Annotated in this window: 17 protein-coding genes, 2 tRNA genes and 1 pseudogene; 18 read left to right on the top strand and 2 right to left on the bottom strand. The window is 51.2% G+C overall.

Going from position 1 to position 17,982, the window contains the following annotated elements:
- Window positions 1-33 precede the first annotated feature (33 nt).
- The 5 genes from QUE34_RS22415 (at window position 34) to QUE34_RS22395 (ending at window position 1,649) form a co-directional block, all read left to right on the top strand.
- Window positions 34-108 (top strand) — tRNA-Asn (locus tag QUE34_RS22415).
- 5 nt (window positions 109-113) lie between these two features.
- A tRNA-Thr gene (locus tag QUE34_RS22410) sits at window positions 114-189 on the top strand.
- Between the two features lie 242 nt (window positions 190-431).
- On the top strand, window positions 432-755 hold the full coding sequence (locus QUE34_RS22405) for a phage holin, lambda family (protein ID WP_000783734.1): 324 nt from the start codon (window positions 432-434) through the stop codon (window positions 753-755).
- The gene (locus QUE34_RS22400) at window positions 739-1,215 is read left to right on the top strand and encodes a glycoside hydrolase family 24 protein (protein ID WP_000229392.1); all 477 of its coding nucleotides are present in this window, start codon (window positions 739-741) and stop codon (window positions 1,213-1,215) included. Before QUE34_RS22405 ends, QUE34_RS22400 begins: the two co-directional genes overlap by 17 nt.
- Window positions 1,212-1,649, top strand: coding sequence for a lysis protein (locus QUE34_RS22395; RefSeq protein ID WP_286338886.1), 438 nt, complete (start codon window positions 1,212-1,214; stop codon window positions 1,647-1,649). Before QUE34_RS22400 ends, QUE34_RS22395 begins: the two co-directional genes overlap by 4 nt.
- Before the next feature lie 80 nt (window positions 1,650-1,729).
- Here the strand turns inward: QUE34_RS22395 and QUE34_RS22390 are convergent, their stop codons facing one another.
- Window positions 1,730-2,311, bottom strand: coding sequence for a lipopolysaccharide core heptose(II)-phosphate phosphatase (locus tag QUE34_RS22390; RefSeq protein ID WP_001441777.1), 582 nt, complete (start codon window positions 2,309-2,311; stop codon window positions 1,730-1,732).
- A 602-nt stretch (window positions 2,312-2,913) separates the two neighbouring features.
- Here QUE34_RS22390 and QUE34_RS22385 point away from each other — a divergent pair.
- From QUE34_RS22385 to QUE34_RS22335, 11 genes are all read left to right on the top strand, one after another.
- Window positions 2,914-3,729 carry a hypothetical protein gene (locus QUE34_RS22385; RefSeq protein ID WP_033807821.1) on the top strand — a complete coding sequence of 272 codons (816 nt, stop codon included), beginning with the start codon at window positions 2,914-2,916 and terminating at the stop codon, window positions 3,727-3,729.
- Complete coding sequence (locus tag QUE34_RS22380; protein ID WP_286338885.1) at window positions 3,710-5,416, top strand: terminase large subunit; 1,707 nt, start codon at window positions 3,710-3,712, stop codon at window positions 5,414-5,416. Before QUE34_RS22385 ends, QUE34_RS22380 begins: the two co-directional genes overlap by 20 nt.
- Entirely contained in the window at window positions 5,416-7,560 is a 2,145-nt protein-coding gene (locus tag QUE34_RS22375; RefSeq protein ID WP_032188285.1) for a portal protein, read from the top strand. The genes QUE34_RS22380 and QUE34_RS22375 overlap by 1 nt, the downstream gene beginning before the upstream one ends.
- A 157-nt stretch (window positions 7,561-7,717) precedes the next feature.
- Window positions 7,718-8,725 carry a hypothetical protein gene (locus QUE34_RS22370; RefSeq protein ID WP_000345011.1) on the top strand — a complete coding sequence of 336 codons (1,008 nt, stop codon included), beginning with the start codon at window positions 7,718-7,720 and terminating at the stop codon, window positions 8,723-8,725.
- Between the two features lie 23 nt (window positions 8,726-8,748).
- Window positions 8,749-9,963, top strand: coding sequence for a N4-gp56 family major capsid protein (locus QUE34_RS22365; protein ID WP_000214474.1), 1,215 nt, complete (start codon window positions 8,749-8,751; stop codon window positions 9,961-9,963).
- 54 nt (window positions 9,964-10,017) lie between these two features.
- A complete protein-coding gene (locus tag QUE34_RS22360) occupies window positions 10,018-10,407 on the top strand; it encodes a hypothetical protein (RefSeq protein WP_001140444.1) in 390 nt (129 codons plus the stop codon).
- 49 nt (window positions 10,408-10,456) lie between these two features.
- A complete protein-coding gene (locus tag QUE34_RS22355; protein WP_286338841.1) occupies window positions 10,457-10,918 on the top strand; it encodes a hypothetical protein in 462 nt (153 codons plus the stop codon).
- Window positions 10,902-11,465 carry a hypothetical protein gene (locus QUE34_RS22350; RefSeq protein WP_000829202.1) on the top strand — a complete coding sequence of 188 codons (564 nt, stop codon included), beginning with the start codon at window positions 10,902-10,904 and terminating at the stop codon, window positions 11,463-11,465. Before QUE34_RS22355 ends, QUE34_RS22350 begins: the two co-directional genes overlap by 17 nt.
- Window positions 11,465-12,115, top strand: a complete 651-nt coding sequence (locus QUE34_RS22345; protein WP_000207922.1) for a phage adaptor protein — start codon at window positions 11,465-11,467, stop codon at window positions 12,113-12,115. The genes QUE34_RS22350 and QUE34_RS22345 overlap by 1 nt, the downstream gene beginning before the upstream one ends.
- Complete coding sequence (locus QUE34_RS22340; protein ID WP_286338884.1) at window positions 12,112-14,070, top strand: tail fiber protein; 1,959 nt, start codon at window positions 12,112-12,114, stop codon at window positions 14,068-14,070. The genes QUE34_RS22345 and QUE34_RS22340 overlap by 4 nt, the downstream gene beginning before the upstream one ends.
- Before the next feature lie 17 nt (window positions 14,071-14,087).
- A complete protein-coding gene (locus tag QUE34_RS22335) occupies window positions 14,088-14,696 on the top strand; it encodes a DUF4376 domain-containing protein (protein WP_250312946.1) in 609 nt (202 codons plus the stop codon).
- A gap of 143 nt (window positions 14,697-14,839) precedes the next feature.
- Here QUE34_RS22335 and QUE34_RS22330 read toward each other — a convergent pair.
- Window positions 14,840-14,977: pseudogene (locus QUE34_RS22330) on the bottom strand (YkgJ family cysteine cluster protein); the annotation flags it as partial.
- 106 nt (window positions 14,978-15,083) lie between these two features.
- On the opposite strand from QUE34_RS22330, the gene QUE34_RS22325 reads away from it, so the two are divergent.
- Together QUE34_RS22325 and QUE34_RS22320 are read left to right on the top strand one after the other, a co-directional pair.
- Window positions 15,084-16,709, top strand: coding sequence for a hypothetical protein (locus QUE34_RS22325; RefSeq protein ID WP_137535565.1), 1,626 nt, complete (start codon window positions 15,084-15,086; stop codon window positions 16,707-16,709).
- Window positions 16,706-17,980, top strand: coding sequence for a phage tail tip fiber protein (locus QUE34_RS22320; protein ID WP_286338883.1), 1,275 nt, complete (start codon window positions 16,706-16,708; stop codon window positions 17,978-17,980). Before QUE34_RS22325 ends, QUE34_RS22320 begins: the two co-directional genes overlap by 4 nt.
- Window positions 17,981-17,982 lie beyond the last annotated feature (2 nt).

Below are 17,982 nucleotides of genomic sequence, written 5' to 3'. Positions count from 1 at the left end.
ACTCTTAAGTTGCAACGGTGGCTTTTTTTATTTGGGTCAGTCGTATAAAGGTCATTACGGAAGGCTGTTAACCTTCTTATCGTGGTTCGAGTCCACGCTGTCCCGCCAAACATGCTGGTTTAGCTCCAATGGTAGAGCGGTCGCCTTGTAAGCGAATGGGTAGCGGTTCAAGTCCGTTAACCAGCACCATAACTGAGCCGTAGCCACTGGCTATCCTGAATTCATCAGTGATAGTTACGCTGCGGCCTTCTACACATGACCTTCGTGAAAGCGGGTGGCATGAGGTTGCGCTAACAACCTCCTGCCGTTTTGCCCGTGCATATCGGTCACGAACAAATCTGATTACTAAACACAGTAGCCTGGATTTGATCTATCAGTAATCGACCTTATTCCTAATTAAATAGAGCAAATCCCCTTACTGGGGGTAAGACATGAAGATGCCAGAAAAACATGACCTGTTAGCCGCCATTCTAGCGGCAAAGGAACAAGGCATCGGGGCAATCCTTGCGTTTGCAATGGCGTACCTTCGCGGCAGATATAATGGCGGTGCGTTTACAAAAACAGTAATCGACGCAACGATGTGCGCCATTATCGCCTGGTTCATTCGTGACCTTCTCGACTTCGCAGGACTAAGTAGCAATCTCGCTTATATAACGAGCGTGTTCATCGGCTACATCGGTACTGACTCGATTGGTTCGCTTATCAAACGCTTCGCTGCTAAAAAAGCCGGAGTAGAAGATGGTGGAAATCAATAATCAACGTAAGGCGTTCCTCGATATGCTGGCGTGGTCAGAGGGAACTGATAACGGACGTCAGAAAACCAGAAATCATGGTTATGACGTCATTGTTGGCGGAGAGCTATTCACTGATTACTCCGATCACCCTCGCAAACTTGTCACGCTAAACCCAAAACTCAAATCAACAGCAGCCGGACGTTACCAGCTTCTTTCCCGTTGGTGGGATGCCTATCGTAAGCAACTTGGCCTGAAAGATTTCTCTCCGAAAAGTCAGGACGCTGTGGCATTGCAGCAGATTAAAGAGCGTGGCGCTTTACCGATGATTGATCGCGGTGATATCCGTCAGGCAATCGACCGTTGCAGCAATATCTGGGCTTCGTTGCCGGGGGCTGGTTATGGCCAGTTCGAGCATAAGGCTGACAGCCTGATTGCAAAATTCAAAGAAGCTGGCGGAACAGTCAGAGAGATTGAGGTATGAGCAGAGTAACCGCGATTATCTCCGCTCTGGTTATCTGCATCATCGTCTGCCTGTCATGGGCTGTTAATCATTACCGTGATAATGCCATCGCCTACAAAGAGCAGCGCGATAAAGCCAGGTACATCATCGCTGACATGCAGAAGCGTCAACGTGATGTAGCAGAACTCGACGCCAGATACACAAAGGAGCTTGCTGATGCTAACGCGACTATCGAAAGTCTCCGTGCTGATGTTTCTGCTGGTCGTAAGCGCCTGCAAGTCGCCGCCACCTGTGCAAAGTCAACGACCGGAGCCAGCGGCATGGGCGATGGAGAAAGCTCAGGACTTACAGCAGATGCTGAACTCAATTATTACCGTCTCCGAAGTGGAATCGACAAGATAACCGCGCAGGTTAACTACCTGCAGGAGTACATCAGGATGCAATGCCTCGATTAACAGAGCCAGCTCAATCGCTGGCCTTTTTTATGAGGAGAGATATAACCTGAATCAATGCCAGGGCATTATCAACAAATGGATCACTGGGTAAGCTCGTTTGGTTTTAAATGTCCGTCGAGAATCAGATTGTGATTTTCCCGATGCAGAACCAGTGTGCCCATATAATCAGGTTTAAATTTCCATCCATTCATTTTTTTTGCAATTCTGGACAGACAGTGATTATGTGTGAAAATCACAGTAACGTGATCTGATTTTGATATTTTAAGGATGTTATTTACTGCGTTATCATCACATGTCGATATGTCCGGAATAGTTGCTGTCTTACCTCCCGAAAAAAAAGTGGCTGTCTGCATTGTTCGGAGTGTGTCTGTAGAATAGAGACTGTAGTATGGAAACATTCTTCTGAATTTATCTCCATATTGTTGAGCTTTGTTAGCTCCGTTTACTGTGATTCCCTCATGTGCTGAAAGACATATTCTTTGGGAGCGATCGCATCTTTCCCCATGCCGGATGAGAAAAATAATGGGATGTTTCTGGTTAATCTCAGTGACATCATTCACATCAAGTCTGACTGGAGTTCTTACAATGTATATGATGGATACAGAAACGATTATGACAAGTAAAAATATAAGAAGAGATTTTGTTAGCGTTTGATTTAACATATAAATTCCCTTGTCTGTGTTGAAAATGGGCATTATTATGCGTAAATCTTATGTAATCCTTAAGGATTGTCTGACGTGGTGATATGATGCGAAATACAGTGGGTACACAGAATGCTGTGAACAACGACGAAATGGGCACTGGTAGCGGTACTGGTGCTTTTTTTATTGGTTGGTTGCTCAAGTCTTGATAAAGCGCGTTAGCTTTTTGGTATTGCCTCTTAGGTCTGTAAAATTGCCGACGGTGTCCGGCAGTGCATGCAGGGCTGATCATCTATGAGAACAGAATATATTGCTAAAAATGAAGTGTACGTCAATGCTTATAAAGCATGCAATTCTGTATTTCTAACTATTCAATAAAATAAATTTTTTCTGTCGCAGTGAATATACAAATGTTGATCAGCGCTCGATGTGGCGACGGGTTTCTATATCAGGAGACTTTAGCATTTATCCGCGAGGCAGCCTATCTGGTGCTGTAGTGGAATGAAGCGGATATAACCTAAATAAGGTTAAACATTAATCAGACATGGCTCTGCTGTGTGAAATCTGAAAATTTACAGCAGTCATTGTGCATCAGTTTTTAACAGAGAACGTCAGAAGGTGACATGGCAAAGCTGGACTGGAAAAAGCTGGAGCAGGCATTTCGACGCGAACATGTCAAAACCGGCATAAAGCTTCAGGACTGGTGCCGTCAGAACAATATCAGTTATGACACGGCTCGGCGGTACATTAAACTGCGCAAACACTCCCCCAGAAATACAGAGAAAAGTGCGCAGAAAAATGCGCAAATTGATGATCAAAAAAGTGCGCAGAAATCTGACGGCAACTCCAGTCATGACGAGCCTTCAGGCGATGATGGTTGTGATGAAAAATGCGCAAATTTGGCAGAAACGAAACGGACTCGTGGTTCCAGACTTTTGCCACCTTCAAATGCTTTTTCTCAGCGTAACACCCACGCCGTCAGACACCGTGGATACGCGAAGTATCTCGAGGCAGATAACCTCATAGATGATGCAGTCGGAATGGAACTTGCCGATGAACTGGTGTTTACCCGTGCCCGCGCACTTTCAGTAACAGGAACATTGAAAAAGATGTTCGCCGACCTGAAAGAGGCGGCTGACGTGGAAACACGGGTAGCTCTGTACGACAAAATACTTAAAGCCGAACAGGCTCTTGACCGGAATATTGCCCGTATAGAATCAATTGAACGTTCTTTGCTGACACTGGACGTCCTGGCTGAGACAGCACCAAAACTTCGTGCTGACCGGGAAAGAATCAACGCCGCCAGAGATAAACTCAGAGCTGAAACCGATATTCTGACCAGCCAGCGTCGGGGCGTTGTTACGCCTGTCAGTGACATCGTGTCATCGCTGCATGAAATGAGTAATTCGGGGAGACTGGATGACATTCCGGAAGAATGAACCGCGATGTGATGAGCCGTCAGAAATGACTGAAGCCGAACAACGTCTTTTCATCATGACTAAACTGAGCAATCCCTGGTGGCGGCTCAATCATCTCTACAAAATACAGAACGAAAAAGGTGAACTGGTCACCTTCAGAATGCGACCGGCGCAGCGCCAGTTGTTCCGGAGCATGCACAATAAAAATATTATCCTGAAAGCGCGCCAGCTGGGATTTTCCACAGCCATTGATATTTATCTTCTCGACCAGGCATTATTCATTCCGCATCTCAAATGCGGGATCGTCGCTCAGGATAAACAGGCTGCCAGTGAAATTTTCCGCACAAAAATTGCTGTACCGTTTGATCATCTCCCTGACTGGCTGAGAGCCTCATTCACCATCGTTGAACGTCGTAGCGGTGCCAGCGGTGGCTATATCCTGTTTGGTCACGGCTCGAGTATTCAGGTGGCAACCTCATTTCGCTCAGGTACGGTGCAGCGCCTGCATATCTCAGAGCACGGCAAAATTTGCGCGAAATATCCGGCTAAGGCGAAAGAGCTGCGAACTGGTACGCTTAATGCCGTCTCTGATGAATGCATTATTTTTGATGAATCCACGGCTGAAGGCGTGGGTGGTGATTTTTACGATATGAGTAACCGTGCACAGGAGATCACTGCATCAGGCTTATTGCTGACGGCACAGGATTATAAATTCCATTTTTACGCATGGTGGCAGGATCCTAAATACAGCGCCAGAGTGCCTGAAAGCGGGCTGAAGATGTCACGGGAAAAAATGACGTATTTTTCTGCGGTTGAGAAGGCAATGAACATCACGCTTACCGATGAGCAGAAGCAGTGGTACATCAGTAAGGAAACTGAACAGCGTGAGGAAATGAAGCAGGAGTTTCCCTCAACGCCACAGGAGGCGTTTCTGACGTCCGGACGACGGGTGTTCAGTGCGGAAAGCACGCTGCAGGCAGAGTCATTCTGTTCGCCACCGCTGATTGTTTATGACATTGAACCGGTTACAGGAACGAAGACCAAAGCGCAGTCTCTGCGTGACGGGAATAAAGCCGAACAGCACCGGACGCTGATGAATTATCTGCTGGTCTGGGAGCTACCGGATCCGGATGAAGAGTATGTATGCGGAGCGGATACCGCTGAGGGGCTGGAGCACGGAGACCGCTCATCGCTGGATATCATCAGATGTAGTAATGGTGAGCAGGTAGCCCACTGGTTTGGTCATCTCGATGCAGAGCTTTTCGCTCATCTCATTGCGCAGGTCTGCCGTATGTACAACAACGCGTTTGTGGGGCCGGAGCGTAACAATCACGGACATGCCGTTATCCTGAAACTCCGGGAACTCTATCCGACGCGTTATATCTACAACGAACAGCACCTTGACCAGGCATATGACGACGATACGCCCCGTCTTGGCTGGCTGACAACCCGCCAGAGTAAACCGGTCCTGACTGAGGGAATGAAAACGCTGCTGAATAACGGCCTGTCGGGGATCCGCTGGACGGGCACATTATCAGAAATGAACACCTACGTTTATGACGCGAAAGGCTCCATGAATGCACAGGAAGGCTGTTTTGATGATCAGCTTATGAGCTACATGATTGCCCAGGAGATGCGCGCCAGAATGCCGGTGAGGGTAAGACAGAAAACGGATAAACGCAGAACCACACACTGGATGGCTCACTGATGAAAAATGAAACTAATACCATGGCGACGAAAAACGACAACGGAGCCACGCCGCGTTTTTCTCAGCGCCAGTTACAGGCGCTTTGTTCTGATATTGACAGCCAGCCTAAATGGCGTGATGCCGCAAACAAGGCCTGTGCGTATTACGATGGCGATCAGTTGCCACCGGAAGTTCTTCAGGTACTGAAAGATCGCGGTCAGCCGATGACTATCCATAACCTCATCGCGCCTACCGTCGATGGCGTTCTGGGAATGGAGGCCAAAACACGGACTGATCTGGTGGTGATGTCAGACGAGCCAGATGATGAAACTGAAAAACTGGCTGAAGCTATTAATGCTGAATTTGCCGATGCATGCCGCCTTGGCAACATGAATAAGGCCCGCTCTGATGCCTATGCGGAACAAATCAAGGCGGGCCTCAGTTGGGTGGAGGTCAGACGAAACAGCGATCCGTTCGGGCCTGAATTTAAGGTGTCTACTGTCAGCCGGAATGAGGTTTTCTGGGACTGGCTGAGCCGGGAGGCTGATTTAAGTGACTGCCGCTGGCTGATGCGTCGCCGCTGGATGGATACCGATGAGGCAAAAGCTACATTCCCGGGAATGGCTCAGGTTATCGATTATGCCATTGATGACTGGCGTGGTTTTGTCGATACCACGGTTACTGAAGGCCAGCCCAGTCCGTTGATGAGTGCATGGGAAGAGTATCAGTCATGGGATCGTAAGGAGAACGAATGGCTTCAGCGTGAACGCCGTCGTGTGCTGCTTCAGGTGGTTTATTACCGTACATTCGAGCGTCTTCCGGTGATTGAACTCAGTAATGGACGGGTGGTGGCCTTTGATAAAAATAATCTGATGCATGCGGTGGCTGTGGCATCCGGGCGGGTGCAGGTGAGAGTCGGGCGGGTAAGTCGTATTCGTGAAGCCTGGTTTGTGGGACCGCACTTTATTGTGGATCGCCCCTGTAGTGCTCCGCAGGGGATGTTCCCGCTGGTTCCCTTCTGGGGATACCGGAAGGATAAAACCGGGGAGCCTTACGGGCTGATTTCCCGGGCCATTCCGGCACAGGATGAGGTGAATTTTCGTCGTATAAAACTGACGTGGTTGCTTCAGGCCAAACGCGTGATTATGGACGAGGATGCCACCCAGTTGTCAGACAACGAGCTGATGGAGCAGATCGAGCGTCCGGATGGCATTATTAAACTGAATCCGGCCCGAAAAAATCAGAAAAGCGTTGCTGATGTTTTCCGGGTTGAACAGGATTTTCAGGTTGCCAGCCAGCAGTTTCAGGTCATGCAGGAGTCGGAAAAACTTATCCAGGACACGATGGGGGTTTATTCCGCATTTCTCGGGCAGGATTCAAATGCATCGTCCGGCGTGGCGATCAGCAACCTGGTGGAGCAGGGAGCCACAACCCTTGCCGAAATCAACGATAACTACCAGTTTGCCTGCCAGCAGGTGGGAAGGCTGTTGCTCGCTTATCTTCTCGATGGCCTGAAAAAGCGGCGTAATCATGCGGTGGTGATTAATCGTGATGATCGCCAGCGTCGCCAGACCATTGTTCTCAATGCTGAAGGTGATAATGGTGAACTGACCAATGATATTTCAAGGTTAAATACACATATTGCGCTGGCTCCTGTTCAGCAGACACCGGCGTTTAAGGCACAGCTTGCACAGCGAATGTCAGAGGTTATTCAGGGGCTGCCACCTCAGGTGCAGGCCGTCGTGCTCGACCTGTGGGTTAACCTTCTGGATGTGCCGCAGAAACAGGAATTTGTCGAACGTATTCGTGCGGCGCTGGGGACACCAAAATCACCGGATGAGATGACCCCGGAAGAGCAGCAGGCCGCTCAGCAGCAACAGGCCCAGGAGCAGCAACAACAGGAACTGCAGATGCGCGAAATGGCAGGCCGGGTGGCTAAACTGGAAGCAGAAGCTGCCAGGGCACAGGCAGCTGCGCAACGGGATAATGCTGGCGCACAACGGGATGTCGCCGCGGCACAGGGACAGCGTTATGTGGATGCGCTCAACCAGGCGCATACGGCAGAAATCATTACCGGCATACAGAATATGGAACAGGAGCAGGAAGCTCTTCAGCAACAGATGCTACATACACTACAACAGCGGATGCATGAATTGCCGCTATGAATATCCTGAACTTAACGGAACCCCGTCATCGTACGGGGTTTTTTGTTTCCGGAGGTAAGCGTTCCGGGAGCGGTGCGCTTATTCGCGGGGGCAGCGATAAGCCTTATTTACTCAACCATTCGGATCTGTCCGATAAACAGACCATGCGGAGTTATTTATGGATTTTGAATTTACGGGTGAAGAAACCCCGGAACAACTGGAAAAAATGCTGGAAGGACTTGGGGATGTGGATATTGACAGTCACGCACAGGACGTCGTGACGGAAGATACCACGGAAAAACATGCGGATGAGGAAGCACAGACTCAGACGGGCGATAACAATGTGGCACCGACGCCGGATGCCAGTGTGGAGCAGACGCAGGACGTGAAGGAGCCGGAAGCGAAGGGGGTGCTCACCCGCGACGGTAAACACGTTATTCCCTATGAAGTCCTTGAGGCTGAACGTTCCGGTAAGCAACGGGCCGAACAGGAAGCCGCACTTCTTCGTGGGCAGATAGCTGAAGAAAAACGCAGGGTGGAACTGCTGACGTCTCAGATCCACCAGGCCGGTATGAAGCCCACACCGTTACCGGAAAACGAAAAAATTTCTGATGAGCAGATTGCCCGTATCAGGGAGATGTATCCGGAAATTGGTGACGCGGTGGCTTCGCTCATCCGTAAAAATAACTATCTCCAGTCCCGTGTTCAGCAATCAACACAGCAGGCAGAAGGTAATGGTGGTGAGGATTTATCACCGGTTCTTGATGCGATGAATGCCGTGCCGGTGCTGAAAACGTGGCAGGAGTCCGATCCGGATCGCTTCTCGGTTGCCGTATCCATCGACGGGAAGCTCCAGAATGACCCCGCATGGAAAGACAAAACGCTCACTGAACGTTTCGCTGAAGTGGCCCGTCGTACGCAGGTTGCTTTCGGTGAAGTCAGTGAGTCGTCTGCTGACAACAAGGCAGACAAAACGGATATCCGGAAAACGGCGGAAGAGAAAGTGAAGACCGCTGAACAGGAGCAGGCAGTACCTGCTTCCCCGTCAGATTTAGGCACCACGGCCTCCGTCGGAATCGGTGATAATTTTGAACGGTTACTTGGTGCTTCTCATTCAGAGGCAGAGGCGATTATGCGTGGTATGACGAATGCTGAAATAGACGCACTTCTGGAGAAGCTAGGGTAACTTACTGAAGGAGTACTGAAGTAATGACGACTGTAACATCAGCCCAGGCGAATAAGCTGTATCAGGTGGCGCTTTTTACTGCTGCCAACCGCAACCGCTCGATGGTTAATATCCTTACTGAACAGCAGGAAGCGCCAAAAGCGGTTTCGCCGGACAAGAAAAGCACGAAGCAGACCAGCGCAGGTGCGCCGGTTGTCCGTATCACAGACCTTAACAAACAGGCCGGTGATGAAGTGACCTTCAGCATCATGCACAAACTCTCAAAACGTCCGACGATGGGAGATGAGCGTGTTGAAGGTCGTGGTGAGGATCTCAGCCATGCTGACTTCTCCCTGAAAATCAATCAGGGACGTCACCTGGTGGATGCAGGCGGACGTATGAGTCAGCAGCGCACGAAGTTTAACCTGGCATCCTCAGCCAGAACGCTTCTGGGGACGTACTTTAATGACCTGCAGGACCAGTGTGCGATAGTGCATCTTGCTGGAGCTCGTGGTGATTTTGTTGCTGACGACACTATTCTGCCGACAGCGGAGCACCCTGAATTCAAAAAAATCATGATCAACGATGTACTGCCTCCGACACATGACCGTCACTTTTTTGGCGGTGATGCGACAAGCTTTGAGCAGATTGAAGCGGCAGATATTTTTTCTATTGGCCTGGTGGACAATCTCTCCCTGTTCATTGACGAAATGGCGCATCCGTTACAGCCGGTTCGTCTGTCCGGTGATGAACTTCACGGAGAAGATCCATATTACGTCCTGTACGTCACGCCGCGTCAGTGGAATGACTGGTACACCTCGACGTCCGGTAAGGACTGGAACCAGATGATGGTTCGTGCCGTGAACCGTGCAAAAGGTTTTAATCATCCGCTGTTCAAAGGTGAATGTGCGATGTGGCGCAATATCCTGGTTCGTAAGTATGCGGGTATGCCGATCCGTTTCTATCAGGGGTCAAAGGTTCTGGTATCAGAGAATAACCTGACGGCAACCACGAAAGAGGTCGCTGCTGCAACCAATATTGACCGCGCCATGTTACTGGGGGCTCAGGCGCTGGCAAATGCTTACGGTCAGAAGGCGGGCGGTCACTTCAACATGGTTGAGAAGAAAACGGATATGGATAACCGTACTGAGATAGCAATCAGCTGGATCAACGGTCTGAAAAAAATCCGTTTCCCCGAGAAGAGCGGCAAGATGCAGGATCACGGTGTGATTGCCGTTGATACAGCAGTGAAGCTCTGATTTTTCCTTTCCCCATGCCGGGTTTTCGCCCGGCTTTTTCAGGAGTCATTAATTATGGCAAAGACTATCCTTGCCCCGTCACTGAGTGAACGGGTCTATACGGGTACGCACGGTAATGAGTCGGTGGCAGAAGGCGTATTTACGGTGAATGCTGCGGAAGCGGACAGTGTTATTCATCTTCTCTCACTGCCAGTGGGCATCCGTATCAACTCACTCCAGCTGGTTTCAACGGGCGGTCTGGGTACTGCAACCGTCAGCATTAAGTCCGGTGAGCATGTTCTCATCGATAACAGCGAAGCTGTTTCTGCAAAATTTGCCAGATATGTGCCAGTGGAGCCGTACACCACACAGCGTGACGGGGAGCTGGTTACTGTCACCATTAAGACTGCCGCTGCAACCGGCACCCTGAATGTTCTGCTGCGTTATACAGTGGTGGGATACTGATTAAAACCTTCCGGCCCGCGTCATGCGGGCTTTTTATCCGGGGAATTATATGAGTGAGAAAATTGCCGTTGTCTATATCGGCCCAAAACCCGTGAAAAAGGACACCATTACCGGAAGCCGCACATTGTTCCCACGTCTTGAGCCGGTGCATGTTGACAGTGCGATGGCCTGGCAACTGCTGGGGTTTCCTGATGTCTGGGTTCGTCATGAAGAGCTTGATGATGTTCTGAAACAGCAACAACAGAATGAGCAGTTGAGGCAGGCACAGCAGGCGCAGGAAAGAGTGCTTGCTGCGCGGGCAGAAGCGGAGAACAGTTTTGTTGTTTCTGTTAACGGGCAGGAGGTGGATTTAAGTAAGCTCACCTCAGCACGACTGGCGACGCTGTGTGAGGCAGAAGAGCTGGATATTCACAAAGACCCGAAAGAAACGGCTGAGGCATTCCGTATCCGGGTGCGTGAGGCATTTTGCCGTCGTGTTGCGGAGACTGAACAGCATGGCGGAACTGAGTGATTTTTTACCGTATGTCCGTCGTCATATCAGCGGTCCACTGAACATTATGATGACGGATGCTCTGTCAATGGCTGCCGTGGCATTCAGCCGCCAGTCGTTGGTGTGCCGTCGGGAGGTTACTGTTGTACCAGTAGCAGGAAAAGAAATTGTGCTTCCGTATGATAAAGATGATGAGGAGTGCGTTCATATCATCCGTATCTCTGACGATAATCATGAGCTTTTTGTCGGTCGGGATGTGGATATCAGCTCCGGACGCTCCCTGCGATTTGCCTGTTCTCCCGGTGAGGTGAGCGTGCTTTATGCCGTCGCTCCGAAAGCCGGACGCAGCCAGATACCGGATGAACTCCTCACATGGCCTGAAGAAGTGGCAGCGGGGGCACTTGAGCGGTTGTTCATGCAGACTGGTGTTTCATGGTCAGATCCGTCACGCGCACAGTATTTTTCTGTGCAGTTTTCTGAGGGGATCCGTCGGGCATATCGTCATACACTGGCGACAAGCCCGTACTCTTCATACCGCAACCCTGTACGCAGGCAGAGGTTTTACTGATGACGACGATTACAGAAATCATCGGACGTGTGAATACACAACTGGTTGACCCGATGATGGTTCGCTGGCCCCTGCAGGAATTGTGCGATTATTACAATGATGCTGTGAGGGCAGTGATTCTGGCGAGACCGGATGCTGGCGCAAGCCTGGAAACAATCAGTTGTGTTCCTGGCGCCCGTCAGGTTTTGCCCGATGGTGTAATACAACTTCTTGACGTGATATGCCTCAGTGACGGTAGTGCAGTCAGACCATTATCCCGGGAGGTGCTGGATGCGCAGTATCCTGAGTGGCCCACAATGAAGGGTATTCCTGAATGTTTTATCAGCAACGACCTGTCCCCGCGCGTATTCTGGCTGTTTCCTGCTCCTGACAAAGAGATAAGTATTGATGCAGTGGTAAGCCGGATACCGGAGGCAGTGTATGTTCTGACGCAGGACGATGATACGCCAGTTCCACTGGAAGAGGCTTATGTTAACCCACTGGTGGACTGGATGTTGTTTCGCGCTTTCAGTAAGGATGCTGCCGGTGGCGCAGAATCGGGGCTGGCTGCGCAGCATTATCAGAGTTTTGTTGAGCAACTAGGGATCAAACAGGGGGCAGACAGTGCATTGTCTGCCCGTAAAAAAGTGTTTAACGGAGGTGGAGTGTGAGTGTTGTTGTTTCGGGGACGCTGAAATCTCCTGATGGTGAGGCGATATCAGGAGCAAATATTACCCTGACGGCGCTGACAGTTTCACCGGATGCGCTCAGCGGCACCAGTGCGTCGGCAGTGACCCGTGAAGGTGGATACTACGGAATGACGATGGAACCGGGGGAGTATTCGGTTTCGGTGACGGTGAAAGGGAAAACTGCTGTCTACGGACGTGTGCGTATTGAGGGGACCGAAAGTACGGTGACGCTCAATATGCTGTTACGCCGCAGTCTTGTTGAGGTGAGCATACCCGGAGAACTACTGACAGATTTCCGGCAGATACAGAACAATGTTGCGGATGACCTTGCCACCATTCGTCGCCTTAATGAAGACACTACGACAAAAAACACTCAGGCGATAAAGTCAAAAGAAAGTGCGGAAGCCAGTGCGAAGAGTGCATCTGACAGTGCAAAGACGGCAACCAGCAGGGCGGCTGAAGCCGGACAAAAAGCGACTGATGCCACTGAGGCTGCGACCCGTGCAGTCACAGCAGCGGGGAATGCAGAGGAAAGCTCGACCCGTGCCGGAGAGTCTGAAAAAGCCGCCGGAGCTGATGCAGAAAAAGCCAGACAGCATGCTGAAAAGGCCAGGCTGGCGCAGGAGAGCGCCGGAGAGATCCTTAAGCGGGCAGAGGCTGCCACTGTCAGTGCTGAAGAGGCCAGACGTATGGCTGAGAATGCACGGGGGCCCCGGGGGCCTCAGGGAGAAACTGGTCCGAAGGGGGATGTCGGTCCTAAAGGCGAAACAGGTCCAGTGGGCCCTCAAGGGCCCGCAGGGCCGAAAGGTGAGCGTGGTGACGTTGGTGCTCAGGGGGCTGTAGGGCCCGCTGGTCCGCGTGGTGAGAAGGGCGAACAGGGGGAGCGAGGACCGCAGGGAATACCAGGCCTGAAGGGGGATACCGGAGAGCGGGGGCCTAAAGGGGACCAGGGGGATATGGGGCCAAAAGGCGAGAAAGGTGATCCGGGAGGTCCTGCAGGCCCGCAAGGTCCTAAAGGTGAACGAGGAGAAGCCGGACCACAGGGACCGATGGGAGCACGAGGTGAGCGTGGGGAGACTGGCCCCCGAGGTGAACCTGGTCCTGCAGGTCCGAGAGGCGAACGAGGAGAGACCGGACCTCAGGGACCTCGTGGAGAGCCAGGTCCGGCAGGCAGCGCTGCAAATGTGGCTGATGCGACGACGGCACAGAAGGGAATTGTGCAGTTAAGCAGCGCAACGGACAGTGATGATGAAGCGAAGGCAGCCACCCCGAAAGCGGTGAAAGCGGCAATGGATGTGGCAAATGAAGCGAAAACAAAGGCAGAAGAGGCTGCAGCAGGAGGTGGTGTTCCCGGTCCGAAAGGAGATAAAGGGGACACGGGGCCAGCAGGTCCGGCTGGGCCGAGGGGCGTTCAGGGACCGAAAGGTGATCCCGGCCCCCTGGGACCAAAGGGGGATACTGGCGCTGCTGGGGCAAAGGGTGAGAAAGGAGCCACCGGCGCAACCGGGCCACAGGGACCTAAAGGGGATACGGGAGCTGCAGGCCCGGCAGGCGCACAGGGGCCAAAAGGTGACAAAGGCGATCCGGGTGTGGCTGGACCAGCAGGTCCGGCAGGTGCGCCGGGGCCACAGGGACCTAAAGGGGATACGGGAGCCGCAGGCCCGGCAGGTGCGCAGGGTCCGAAAGGTGATAAAGGCGATCCTGGACCAGGTGCTCAACAGGTCAGTGCGGGGGATATAGGTTCTCTGGTTTATGCCATGTACGAAGGCACAGCAGACTATGGCGACAGTGTTGCAGCCAGCCAGTTGCACCCGTCATCTTCTTATGATGCTGATGTAAGTTTCGACAACTCGGCTGTCACTCTGTCAGGGACATGGCGTTGCCTTGGATATGTAGGGATGTCGACAGGGAAGTCACTGTTTATTCGTATAAAATAAACGAGGAGGAAAAAGTTATGGCAGAGACGGTAACTGGTGTTATTGCCGTTCGTAATGCTGCGTATAACGAAAATGGCGGGATAAACTGCGAGGTGCAGTTTGAAGATGCGGTGAATGAAAAAGGGGAACAGGTATGGCTGCCGTATACCGCAACGGAAACGGATAATACAGAACACGGAAAAGCCTTGTGGTCGGGGCTGACAGCAGGAACGTACGGAAGTGTGAGTGCCTTTGTTGCCACGGAAGCAGTACTGGAAGCGGCAAAAGCGGCGAAAAGGGAAGAGATTAATATCTGGCGTGATGTGCAGGAGAATATGGAATACGTGATGGAATTCAACGGAAGGCACTGGGATTACGGTAAGAAGACGTTGTCCAGGATAAGCACGACACGCCTGATGGCAGAGAATAACCGTCTTCCGGAAGGTTTTGCCTGGACGGACGGGGATAATAATGTGGTGCCGGTGACGGCGGCAGACATCATAGCCCTGTCGGATGCGATAGAGCAGGCGATGTTTGCGAAGGGTGTGGAGATTAATACACGGCAGTTGCAGATGAAAGCAGAGGTTGAGGCGCTGACAGAGTTGAAGGCGATCCGCAGTTATGTTGTCGGATGGCCTGCTGGCTGAATAAAAAAAAACGGGACCACGACCAGTCCCGGAACCATGAGTTTTAGGGTATTAGTTTGTTATCATAGTTAGCGTGCTAAGTATGCCATATCAGGCTGATTAGTGAAGTGATGTTGTTCGCATTTTTTCACGGCGGAGAATATTCAGATTTTTGGAAATCCATATTTTTCCCGTGCGCGATTACATGCTTCATTTACGATGCCATTTTCGCCGGACATTGCGAATTCCCTGCATGTGGACGGGCGGTTTTTGTAAACAGAGCAATATGCGTTTTCACCGGGAGGGGGCCGGTAAGAGCGACTCCTGTACGGGTTGACGTCGTGAAATTGTGCCGGGATTAATTATTCCACCTCGTCTGCCATTCAAATTTTCGGATACCAGATAACCATGCCTTATATCGATATAACCACTATGCGCGGGATGATGCCAGGCGTTATTGCATCTATGCTTCCTGATAATTCTGCTGTACTGGCAGAAAACTGTCATTTTCGCTATGGCGTGATCACGCCTGAACACGAGATGTCAGAGGTTGAGAAAACATTCACAATTAAGCCAAAAACAATTTTTCATTACCGTGACGATTTCTGGTTTGCATGGCCGGATGTGGTGGATGTGATCCGCAGTCCGATCGCTCAGGACCCCCACGGGCGTATTTACTACACTGACGGGCGTTTTCCTAAAGTGACGGATGCGACCATTGCCACAAAAGGGGACGGGAATCACCCGACATCATCGTATCGTCTTGGGATCCCCGCACCGACGACAGCTCCTGTCTGTACTGTTCAGCAGGGCGGTGATGTTTCTGACGATAACCCGAATGATGATGAAACCCGGTTTTATACGGAAACCTTTGTCTCAGATTATGGTGAAGAAGGTCCGCCAGGTCCGGCGTCTCTGGAGGTAACACTCCGTACTCCGGGAACTGCGGTACAACTGACGCTGGCTCCGGTGCCATTGCAGAATGCCAGTATTAAACGTCGCCGGATTTATCGCTCTGCATCAGGTGGAGGGGAGGCGGATTTTTTACTTGCGGCTGAACTGGATGCATCCGTGCTCAGTTACACGGACAAAATACCGACGAAAAACCTTGGGCCTTCCCTGGCGACATGGGATTACCTGCCGCCGCCAGAGAATATGACAGGCCTTAGCCTGATGGCTAACGGTATTGCCGCCGGGTTTGCCGGTAATGAAGTGATGTTTTCGGAAGCGTATCTGCCGTATGCATGGCCGGAAGTGAATCGTCACACGACGGCAGAAGATATTGTAGCTATCTGTCCGCTGGGAACGTCACTGGTGGTGGCGACAAAGGGGGAGCCTTATTTGTTCAGTGGGGTATCACCGTCCACAATTTCTGGTTCCAAAATCCCTTCCATGCAGGCATGCCTGAGCCGAAGAAGTATGGTGGCGATGGAGGGATTCGTACTCTATGCCGGGACAAACGGTCTGGTATCTGTTGATGTAAACGGTAATACAACACTGGCAACGGAAAAGATTATTTCGCCTGAACAGTGGCAGAGTCAGTTTAACCCGACGTCCATTGTGGCTTATTCCTGGCGTGGTGAGTACATTGCCTGTTACACGAAACCGGATGGTAAGCAGGATGTGTTTGTATTCAGTCCGGTGAACATGGATATCCGTTATCTCAGCACACCGTTTGACTGCGCATGGGTTGATCTCGCGAAAGATATGATGCGCGTGGTGACAGGAGACAAAATGTCAGTGCTTGCCGGGGGCTCTCTGCCCTCCACGATAAGGTGGCATTCAAAAATTTTTTCATTACCTGAAAGAACCTCTTTTTCCTGTATCAGGGTGAAATCTCCGGCGCCTGAGCGGGTGGGGATCACCATTATGGTTGATGATGTTCCTGTGATTCATTTTGCGCCGGGTACGTTTAAGGGAAGTGTGGTGAGACTTCCGGCAGCAACCGGGCAAAACTGGCAGGTGATGGTATCCGGATTCGGGCAGGTGGAGCGAATAACCCTGAGTACATCGATGTCGGAGTTACCGATATGAGCAAAAAACCGTGGCGGGCGGGGAAGGATTTATCCGCTGTTGTGGAAAATATGGAAATTGGCACCGGGCAGCGTGGCGACGGTCGTCATGCTTTTGTGACCCGTGAAGAGCTGGTTGGCCTTAAGCTTGCCCGACGTCGTACACAGGGTGGTGCGGGTACCTCATATGCACTGAATCCAGGAGTTGACATTGACAGCACCGTAATGGCTGTTGATTTTCCCACAAAACCGCTGAATTTTAAGGCGACCGGAGGATTTGGTTCAGTTCTTCTGGAATGGGATGTGGCCAATTATCGCGGACATTCACTGACTGAAATCTGGCGGGGTACGGAGGATGACCTTGCTGATGCAGTGCTGGTTGCCACGACGCCGGGGCAGGTTTACGGCGATCCGGTTGACCCTGGCTGGTCGGGATTTTACTGGATACGTTTTGTTAACGCGGCAGGAGTGAAAGGTCCATGGAATGCTGAAAAAGGCACTCAGGCACAAACACAGATCGGCGTGAAGGCCATCATTGACCAGATCCGCGATGAGGCTGCAAAGTCGCCGGTTGTGTCCGAGCTGCGTAAAGAAATAAAAAACGCGCAGGGGCAGGCTGTAAAGGATGCTGCAATTAAGACAACCGAAGTTGTAGGGACTCTCAGGGAAGAAACGACAAGAACGATTGGTGGTATTGAAACCCGCATTAGCACACTGGATTCGTCAACCAGTGAATCGCTTAATGAGGTCGACAAGCGCATCACTAAATTGGATAAAGAAGGCGGTGAAGCTTTTCTTGCAATGTGGTCAAAAAAAGCGGGAGTTGATGGTATCACTGCGGGGATCGGGATTGTCGCCGGAAAAGACAGTGAAGGCAGGCCTGTAAGTCAGGTTGCAATTTCTGCGTCGCAGTTGTTTGTCTTTGACCCGAATAATCCGGATAACACAGCCTATCCGTTTGCGGTATCAGGTGGCAAGGTAGTGATCCCGAAAGCGATGATTTATGACGCGGTGATTGAAACACTGATGTCGCGGAAGGTTGTGGCGGATGAGGTAAAAGCCGGGGTAAGTATCACTTCGCCAGTTATCCGGAGTGCCGTTATTCAGAACGGAAACTTTCAGGTTGATTCTCAGGGTAACCTGAATATTGGAGGCCTTTTCAGTGTTACGTCACAAGGGCAACTGACAATTCGTTACTCTAATCAGAATGTAGGACTGGTGATCCGCAATGATAAAATTGAGGTTTATGACCAGAACGGACGCCTGGCTGTTCGCATAGGCAGGTTAAGCTGATC

Source organism: Escherichia sp. KS167_9B, assembly GCF_030295215.1.
In the GTDB taxonomy this organism is placed as follows: domain Bacteria; phylum Pseudomonadota; class Gammaproteobacteria; order Enterobacterales; family Enterobacteriaceae; genus Escherichia; species Escherichia coli_F.
This window is presented reverse-complemented; position numbering and strand designations above follow the sequence as displayed.

Coding starts and splice junctions, on each gene's coding strand:
- QUE34_RS22400 (WP_000229392.1), top strand. CDS start 739: ATGGTGGAAATCAATAATCAACGTAAGGCGTTCCTCGATATGCTGGCG.
- QUE34_RS22405 (WP_000783734.1), top strand. CDS start 432: ATGAAGATGCCAGAAAAACATGACCTGTTAGCCGCCATTCTAGCGGCA.
- QUE34_RS22390 (WP_001441777.1), bottom strand. CDS start 2,311: ATGTTAAATCAAACGCTAACAAAATCTCTTCTTATATTTTTACTTGTC.
- QUE34_RS22320 (WP_286338883.1), top strand. CDS start 16,706: ATGAGCAAAAAACCGTGGCGGGCGGGGAAGGATTTATCCGCTGTTGTG.
- QUE34_RS22350 (WP_000829202.1), top strand. CDS start 10,902: ATGGCGGAACTGAGTGATTTTTTACCGTATGTCCGTCGTCATATCAGC.
- QUE34_RS22365 (WP_000214474.1), top strand. CDS start 8,749: ATGACGACTGTAACATCAGCCCAGGCGAATAAGCTGTATCAGGTGGCG.
- QUE34_RS22370 (WP_000345011.1), top strand. CDS start 7,718: ATGGATTTTGAATTTACGGGTGAAGAAACCCCGGAACAACTGGAAAAA.
- QUE34_RS22335 (WP_250312946.1), top strand. CDS start 14,088: ATGGCAGAGACGGTAACTGGTGTTATTGCCGTTCGTAATGCTGCGTAT.
- QUE34_RS22385 (WP_033807821.1), top strand. CDS start 2,914: ATGGCAAAGCTGGACTGGAAAAAGCTGGAGCAGGCATTTCGACGCGAA.
- QUE34_RS22345 (WP_000207922.1), top strand. CDS start 11,465: ATGACGACGATTACAGAAATCATCGGACGTGTGAATACACAACTGGTT.
- QUE34_RS22360 (WP_001140444.1), top strand. CDS start 10,018: ATGGCAAAGACTATCCTTGCCCCGTCACTGAGTGAACGGGTCTATACG.
- QUE34_RS22355 (WP_286338841.1), top strand. CDS start 10,457: ATGAGTGAGAAAATTGCCGTTGTCTATATCGGCCCAAAACCCGTGAAA.
- QUE34_RS22325 (WP_137535565.1), top strand. CDS start 15,084: ATGCCTTATATCGATATAACCACTATGCGCGGGATGATGCCAGGCGTT.
- QUE34_RS22375 (WP_032188285.1), top strand. CDS start 5,416: ATGAAAAATGAAACTAATACCATGGCGACGAAAAACGACAACGGAGCC.
- QUE34_RS22395 (WP_286338886.1), top strand. CDS start 1,212: ATGAGCAGAGTAACCGCGATTATCTCCGCTCTGGTTATCTGCATCATC.
- QUE34_RS22380 (WP_286338885.1), top strand. CDS start 3,710: ATGACATTCCGGAAGAATGAACCGCGATGTGATGAGCCGTCAGAAATG.